This is a genomic window from Dietzia sp. UBA5065 (assembly GCA_002415925.1).
Taxonomy (GTDB): domain Bacteria; phylum Actinomycetota; class Actinomycetes; order Mycobacteriales; family Mycobacteriaceae; genus Dietzia.
Genome location: DIAZ01000180.1, coordinates 1 through 6,748 on the forward strand (window position 1 = coordinate 1; position 6,748 = coordinate 6,748).

General features: G+C 71.4%; 6 protein-coding genes and 1 pseudogene. 5 read left to right on the forward strand and 2 right to left on the reverse strand.

The annotated features are described in order from the left end of the window. From B4M60_RS14835 to B4M60_RS14845, 3 genes are all read left to right on the forward strand, one after another. The coding region (locus B4M60_RS14835) for an SDR family NAD(P)-dependent oxidoreductase (RefSeq protein ID WP_291085779.1) at positions 1 to 645 on the forward strand (645 nt) is incomplete at its 5' end. Between the two features lie 6 nt (positions 646 to 651). Continuing rightward, a complete protein-coding gene (locus B4M60_RS14840) occupies positions 652 to 2,043 on the forward strand; it encodes an aldehyde dehydrogenase family protein (RefSeq protein WP_291085782.1) in 1,392 nt (463 codons plus the stop codon). 80 nt (positions 2,044 to 2,123) lie between these two features. Continuing rightward, positions 2,124 to 2,288 carry an SPOR domain-containing protein gene (locus B4M60_RS14845; protein WP_291085785.1) on the forward strand — a complete coding sequence of 55 codons (165 nt, stop codon included), beginning with the start codon at positions 2,124 to 2,126 and terminating at the stop codon, positions 2,286 to 2,288. 79 nt (positions 2,289 to 2,367) lie between these two features. Here the strand turns inward: B4M60_RS14845 and B4M60_RS14850 are convergent, their stop codons facing one another. Further along, a complete protein-coding gene (locus B4M60_RS14850) occupies positions 2,368 to 3,999 on the reverse strand; it encodes a CYTH and CHAD domain-containing protein (protein WP_291085788.1) in 1,632 nt (543 codons plus the stop codon). Positions 4,000 to 4,112: 113 nt separating this feature from the next. Here B4M60_RS14850 and B4M60_RS14855 point away from each other — a divergent pair, with 113 nt between their 5' ends. After that, positions 4,113 to 5,663: a flavin-containing monooxygenase gene (locus B4M60_RS14855; RefSeq protein WP_291085791.1), complete on the forward strand. Its 1,551-nt coding sequence runs from the start codon at positions 4,113 to 4,115 to the stop codon at positions 5,661 to 5,663. A 65-nt stretch (positions 5,664 to 5,728) separates the two neighbouring features. After that, positions 5,729 to 6,547 carry an SDR family NAD(P)-dependent oxidoreductase gene (locus tag B4M60_RS14860; RefSeq protein ID WP_291085813.1) on the forward strand — a complete coding sequence of 273 codons (819 nt, stop codon included), beginning with the start codon at positions 5,729 to 5,731 and terminating at the stop codon, positions 6,545 to 6,547. A 20-nt stretch (positions 6,548 to 6,567) separates the two neighbouring features. Here B4M60_RS14860 and B4M60_RS14865 read toward each other — a convergent pair. Further along, positions 6,568 to 6,748: pseudogene (locus B4M60_RS14865) on the reverse strand (prolyl aminopeptidase); the annotation flags it as partial.

Genomic DNA, 6,748 nt, shown 5'->3' on the forward strand with positions numbered 1-6,748 from the left:
GTGACGGACTCGGCCTCCTTCGCCGCGTTCCTCGATCAGGCCCGGTCGGACATGGGCGGTCTCGACGTCCTCATCAACAACGCCGGGGTGATGCCGATCGGACGCTTCCTCGAGCAGTCCGAGGAGATCGTGCGCCGCTCGACCGACATCAACCTCATCGGGCCGATCCTCGGCATGAGGCTCGCGCTCCCCGACATGCTGGCCCGGGGCCGCGGCCACATCGTCAACGTCTCCTCCAGCGCGGGCAAGGCCGCGGTTCCGGGCGGCCTCAACTACGGCGCCCAGAAGGCCGGTCTCGTGCACCTGACCGAGGGCGCGCGGATCGAGTTCGCCGGCCGCGGCGTCGACTTCACCTGTGTCATCCCCTTCTTCACCAACACGGACCTGATCTCCGGGACCAAGGGGGCGAGGCTGGTCAGGACCGTCGAGCCCGAGGAGGTGGCCCGCGAGATCGCCACCGCGATCGTGAAGCGGAAAAAGGACGTCTACACCCCGGGCCTGCTGCGGCCGCTCCTCGCGATGCAACCACTTGTCGGTCGTCGGCTCCGGGACGGCATGTACCGGGCGCTCGGCGCGTACGACACCTTCCTCGACGTCGACCGATCCCGTCGATCGGACTATGACCGTCGGATCAACGGGAATTGAGGCGTGATGACAAGTCAGACCATCGGGTCGGCGGCGGCACCGAGCCCCGCCGAGACCGTCGACCGGCTCAAAGCGGCGTTCCGCGCCGGACGGACCCGGCCCGTGGAGTGGCGCGAGACGCAGCTCCGCGGACTCCTCCGGTTCCTGGATGAGAGGGAGGGGGAGATCGCCGAGGCGCTCGCCCGGGATCTGGGGCGGAGCGCCTTCGAGGCGTGGTTCGGCGACATCGCCCCGCCCAGGAACGAGGCCGCGCACGCGCTCAAGCACCTGCGCCGCTGGATGCGCCCCCGGCGCCGACCCGTCCCGCTCGCACAGCAGCCCGCCCGCGCGCGCATCCAGTACGAGCCCCTGGGGGTCGCGCTCGTCGTCGCCCCCTGGAACTACCCCGTCAACCTGGCCCTCGGACCCATGGTGGCGGCGTTCGCGGCAGGCAACGCCGTGGTCCTCAAACCCTCCGAGATCGCGCCCGCCACCTCACGCCTCCTCGCCGAGGTGTTGCCGACGTACCTCGATCCGGAGGCGTTCGGGGTGGTCGAGGGCGACGGTCCCACCACCCAGCACCTCATCTCCCTGGGAGTCGATCACGTCTTCTTCACCGGTGGCACGGAGGTGGGCCGCAAGATCATGGAGGCGGCAGCCAAGACCCTCACCCCCGTCATCCTCGAGCTCGGGGGCAAGAGCCCGGTCATCGTCGCGGAGGACGCGGATCTCGACGTCACGGCGCGCAGGATCGCCTGGGTGAAACTGATGAACTCCGGTCAGACCTGCATCGCCCCGGACTACGTCCTGGTGCACGAGTCGGTGAAGGACGACCTCGTGGCGCGCCTGTCGGCGGTCGTGACGGAGTTCACCTCGGCCGAGGGGCCCAAGCGGATCGTCAACCGTCGGCAGTTCGACCGGCTGGCGGGATACCTCGGCCAGACCCGCGGCTCGATCGTCCTCGGCGGGGAGACCGACGCCGACGAGTTGACCATCGCCCCCACGATCGTCGTGGACCCGGATCCGTCCGAGCCGGTGATGACGGAGGAGATCTTCGGTCCGATCCTCCCGATCGTGTCGTACCGGGACGTCGACGAGGCCATGGAGTTCGTCAACGGTCGCCCCGCGCCGTTGGGCCTCTACGTCTTCACGAGGGACACCGACCTGGCCGACAGGATCGTCGACTCCGTTCCCGCCGGTGGCGCGGTGATCAACCACTGCGCGATCCACTACCTCATGCCGGAGCTGCCCTTCGGCGGCGTCGGGGACAGCGGGATCGGGGCGTACCACGGCGAGGCCGGATTCCAGGCGCTGAGCCACCTCAAGTCCGTCGCCGTGAAGGGGTTCGCGGTGGATCCGCGGATCGTGTACCCGCCCTACGGGCGCGTGGCGCAGGCCGTGATGCGTCGGCTCTTCTGACTCACGCCCCGTCCTCCCGCGGGGCGGCCGAGTAGGGTCGGACGGGCACCAGATCCCACAGCGACCCGAGGAGGTCCGGCATGTCGGAAGAGCAGTGGTACTACGACGTCGCCACAGGTCAGGCGGTCCAGGGCAAGGTCACCAACTGGGAGAACAGGATGGGACCGTACGCCACCCGCGGCGAGGCGGAGGCGGCGCTCGCCAAGGCGAAGGCGCGCAACGAGGCGTGGGACGCCCAGGACTAGATAAGCCCAGGACTAGCCACGCCGAGGAGCAGCCACCCCTGGACCGCCCCACCCCCAGGAGCGGACGGCCGGGGCGGTCTCAGCGGGTGCCCGTGGACCCCTTCTTGCGCGTGGTCTTCTTGCGCCGCCGGGCCGCCCGCCGCGACTCCGACAGTTCGCGGTAGGCCGCGGTGACCGTGGCGGCGTCGTTCTCGAATCCGGCCAGGGTGCGCTCGGAGAAGCCGCGTTCGTGCTCGAACAGCACCCCGAACCCGAACGTCGACTCGCCGGCGGACTCGGCGCGGCGCGCGATGCGCCGGATCCACATCCGCGCGGTCACGCTGTCCTGGACCTCGCCGAGCACCGTGTGCAACCGCTGGCAGGCGGTGCGCAGCGGGGCCACGGTGAGGCCGCCCCCCTCCTGGAGCGAGCTGACGTTGCGCCGCAGCGCCTTGGCGCGCTTGCGGACGACGTGGGTCAGCGCCTCCCGCTGGGACAGGGTCAGCTCCAGGGCCTCGAGATCCCGCTCGGTGCGGGTGCGCGCCTTGGTGAACTTGGCGAACTGCCGATCCACCCCGCGCAGCATCACGTCCTCGGACTCCCGCCGCGCCTTCCGGCCCCCGGCCCGCCCGTGCTCACCCGCGGTGGTCGCGGCGGAAGGGGCCGACCCCGCGACCTCGACGAGCCGGTGAAGGGTGTCGAGCAGGTCGAGGTACCGGTCGGTGCCCAGGGCGGCCGTCACGCGGTGCCCGGCGCGCCGCTCCTCGGCATCGAGTTCGGTGCGCAGTCGCAGCCTCGTCTCGGGGCTCACGATGTCCTCGGGGAACTCCGCGGCCAGGTTCTCCAGACGGACGTCGACCACCTGGATGTCCCTCACCTTGCCCAGCACCGCGGCGAGGACCTTGAGCTCCTCGAGCAGGACGGCCAGGTCGATGTCCGTGTCCGCGGTCTCGGTCTGGAGCTCGGCGGCGTAGGAGCTGATCGTGCTGCGCAGGCCCCGGACGGCCACCCGCATCTGGTGGACCCCGACCATCGTGACGCGCCGGGCGGCCGGGTCGTGGTCGAGCAGTTGGTGCAGGTCCTCGACGAGGGCGTCCCGCACCGGCGAGGCGCCCCGGGGGAACGGGTCGGGGAGGGCGCCGATCGCGCGGGCGAGTTTGGACGACGACGACGAGGCGGTGGCCCCCGCGTCTGTGCAGGCGGAGGCGACGGCCGCGAGATGGCCCACGGCACCGTCCAGCGACGGGTCGACGAGTTCGGCCTCCCACTCCCGCCACCGGGCCGCGGACCCGCCGGGGACGAAGGACTCGGTGGTGACGTGGTCGTCGCAGAACTCCACCACGGCCCGGCCGTCGGAGTCCCGCAGCGTCAGCACGTGCCGTTCGTTGTCGACACGGGCGACGGGTGCGAGCGGTCGTCGGCGGACCAGGCCGGCCACGGCGGCGACGAAGTCCGGCGGTACCTCGTCGCCGAGTGGTGCCTGCAGCTCGACCCGGCCGGCCTCGGACGGCAGCTTGAGGTGCCAGCCGGCGTCGTCCCCGCCCGTCCGCCGACGCAGCGTCACCTTGTGGCGCGTGAGCGAGAGGTCGTCCGTGTCGTAGTACGTCGCGGAGAGGTCGTGCACCGCGGGCTCGTCCGCCGTCAGCGGGGCGAAGGCGCCCGGGGAGGGGACGGGGATGTCGGGGCCGACCTCGAACTTGCTCTCGACCTCGACGGTTTCGCTGATCGTCATGGACTGGTTGTACCAGGCTCGGGTGAACGGGGCGTCGGGTGCGACCCCCACGGGACTTACCTGCGGGTAAGATCACAGTGGTCCGGATCACAGGCGCGTCGTGGGGAGAAGCAGTGGATCAGGGAGAAGCAGCGGATGGGACGACGGTCGTCGACACCCTGATCGTCGGGGCCGGATTCTCCGGCCTGGGGGCCGCGATCAAGCTCACGGAGGAGGGGATGGACGACCTCGTCGTGGTGGAACGGGGTTCCGACGTCGGCGGGACGTGGCGCGACAACACCTACCCGGGCGCCGCCTGCGACGTGCCGTCCCACCTCTACTCCTACTCTTTCGCCCTCAATCCGGACTGGTCCCGGGCCTTCTCGCCGCAGGGCGAGATCTACGACTACATCCGGAAGGTCACCCACGACACCGGGGTGCGCCGGAAGATCCGGTTCGGCGTCGAGGTCACCTCGGTGCGCTTCGACGGCTCCCGTGGTCGGTGGAGCGTCGAGACGACCGCGGGGGAGTACGACGCCCGCGTCGTGGTGCTCGGGGTGGGGGCGTTGTGCGAGCCGCGGCTCCCCGAGATCGACGGCATCGCCGGGTTCGGGGGGCCCGTGTTCCACACCGCCCGCTGGGACCACTCGGTGCCGCTCGCGGGCAGGCGCGTCGCGGTGATCGGGACCGGCGCCTCGGCCATCCAGGTGGTGCCCTCCATCGCGCCGGCCGTGGCGCACCTCGACGTCTACCAGCGCACCGCGCCCTGGGTGCTGCCCCGGGTGGATCGACCGTATCCGAGGTTCGAGCGCACGCTCTACCGCCGGGTTCCCGGTCTGCAGCGGGCGGTCCGGGCGCTGCAGTACGGCAGCCGGGAGTTCCAGGTCGTGGGACTGACCCGCAGCAGAGCGGCGCTCGCGCCGATCCGGGCGATCGGGCGCGCGCATCTGGCGATGCAGGTGCGAGACCCCGCGCTGCGCGCCGAGGTGACCCCGGATTTCGAGATCGGGTGCAAGCGGATCCTGCTGTCCAACGCCTGGTATCGCGCGTTGACCAGACGGAACGTCGACCTGGTGACCGCGCCGATCAGCCGGGTGACCGACACCGGGATCGTCACCGCCGACGGCGTGGAGCATCCGGCGGACGTGCTCGTGGTGGCCACCGGGTTCCACGTCACCGACTCGCCGTTCTTCGAACGGGTCCACGGGGCCGACGGGCGGACGCTGGCCGCCAAGTGGGCGAGCGAGGGGATGGAGGCCTACAAGGGCACCACCGTCGCGGGCTACCCCAACCTCTTCGTGCTGGTGGGCCCCGCGACGGGTCTCGGCCACTCCTCGATGATCTACATGATCGAATCCCAGCTCAACTACCTCGTGGACGCCCTCCGCACCATGCGCGACCGCGGACTGCAGACGGTCGAGGTCCGGGAGGCCGTCCAGGACGCCTACAACCGCGAGCTGCGTGAGGCCACCGGCGAGACCGTGTGGACGACCGGCTGCAAGAGCTGGTACCTCGACGCCAAGGGCAACGCCCCGGCCGTGTGGCCCGATTTCACGTTCTCCTTCCGCCGGGAGACCCGCGATTTCGACCTCAGCGCCTACCGCCGCACCGCGTCGACCGGTCCGGCCGAGGGGCCGCCCGGGGAACCGGCCGTGACGCCGACCGGGCAGGAGGCACTGCGATGAGCGCACTGGTCCGCGGACTCGTCGGCTCCCTGGGTGGGGTGGTGGCCCGCCGTCCCCGCTGGCGGATGGACGGCAAGGTCGTCGTCGTCACGGGGGCGGGCTCCGGCATCGGGCGCGAACTCGCCCGGGAGGCGGCGCGGCGGGGGGCCCGGCTCGCGCTGAGCGACATCGACGCCGACGGCCTGGCCGAGACGGTCCGATTGGCCCGGGCCGACGGGGCGACGGACGTGCGTTCCGACCGGCTCGACGTGGCCGAACAGGCCGCGGTGGCGGAGTACGCGGGCCGGGTCGCCGAGCACTTCGGCGTGGTCAACCTGGTCGTCAACAACGCCGGGATCGCGTTCACCGGATCGGTCGAGCAGTCCTCGTACAAGGACATCGCCCGAATCATGGACGTGGACTACTGGGGGGTCGTGCACGGCACCAAGGAGTTCCTGCCGCACCTCATCGCCTCCGGCGACGGCCACCTGGTCAACGTCTCGAGCATCTTCGCGTTCCTGTCCGTGCCCACCCAGAACGCCTACAACGCGGCCAAGGCCGCGGTGCAGCAGTTCACCGAGTCTCTACGGATGGAGATGCTCGCCGCCGGACACCCGGTGGACGTCACCTGCGTCCACCCCGGGGGGATCAAGACCGCGGTCGCCCGGAGCGCGGGTGCGGCCGAGGGGCTGGACAGTGCGGACTTCGCCGCGATCTTCGACTCGAAGTTCGCGCGCACCGAGGCCTCGACGGCCGCGCGGGTGATCCTGGACGGGGTCGAGAGGCGCCGCGCCCGGGTCCTGGTGGGCCCGGACGCCTACGTGCTCGACGCCCTGGTGCGCCTGTTCCCGGCCGGCTACCAGAAGGGCACGGTCGCGATCTCGCGCCGCTTCGGGGTGGTCTGACCGGAGCGGCGGGAGCAGGGTCAGGGGCGGAACCGGTCCGTCGCCTCGAGCAGGTGATGGGTCGTGCCCGGCTCCGCCATCGCGTGCCCGGCGTCGGGGACGATGTGCAGCTCGGACCCCGGCCACGCCGCGTGCAGCTCCCAGGCGTTGGCCACCGGGCACACCACGTCGTATCGCCCGTGGACGATCACGGCGGGGAGG

Coding starts and splice junctions, on each gene's coding strand:
- B4M60_RS14840 (WP_291085782.1), top strand. CDS start 652: ATGACAAGTCAGACCATCGGGTCGGCGGCGGCACCGAGCCCCGCCGAG.
- B4M60_RS14845 (WP_291085785.1), top strand. CDS start 2,124: ATGTCGGAAGAGCAGTGGTACTACGACGTCGCCACAGGTCAGGCGGTC.
- B4M60_RS14850 (WP_291085788.1), bottom strand. CDS start 3,999: ATGACGATCAGCGAAACCGTCGAGGTCGAGAGCAAGTTCGAGGTCGGC.
- B4M60_RS14860 (WP_291085813.1), top strand. CDS start 5,729: ATGGACGGCAAGGTCGTCGTCGTCACGGGGGCGGGCTCCGGCATCGGG.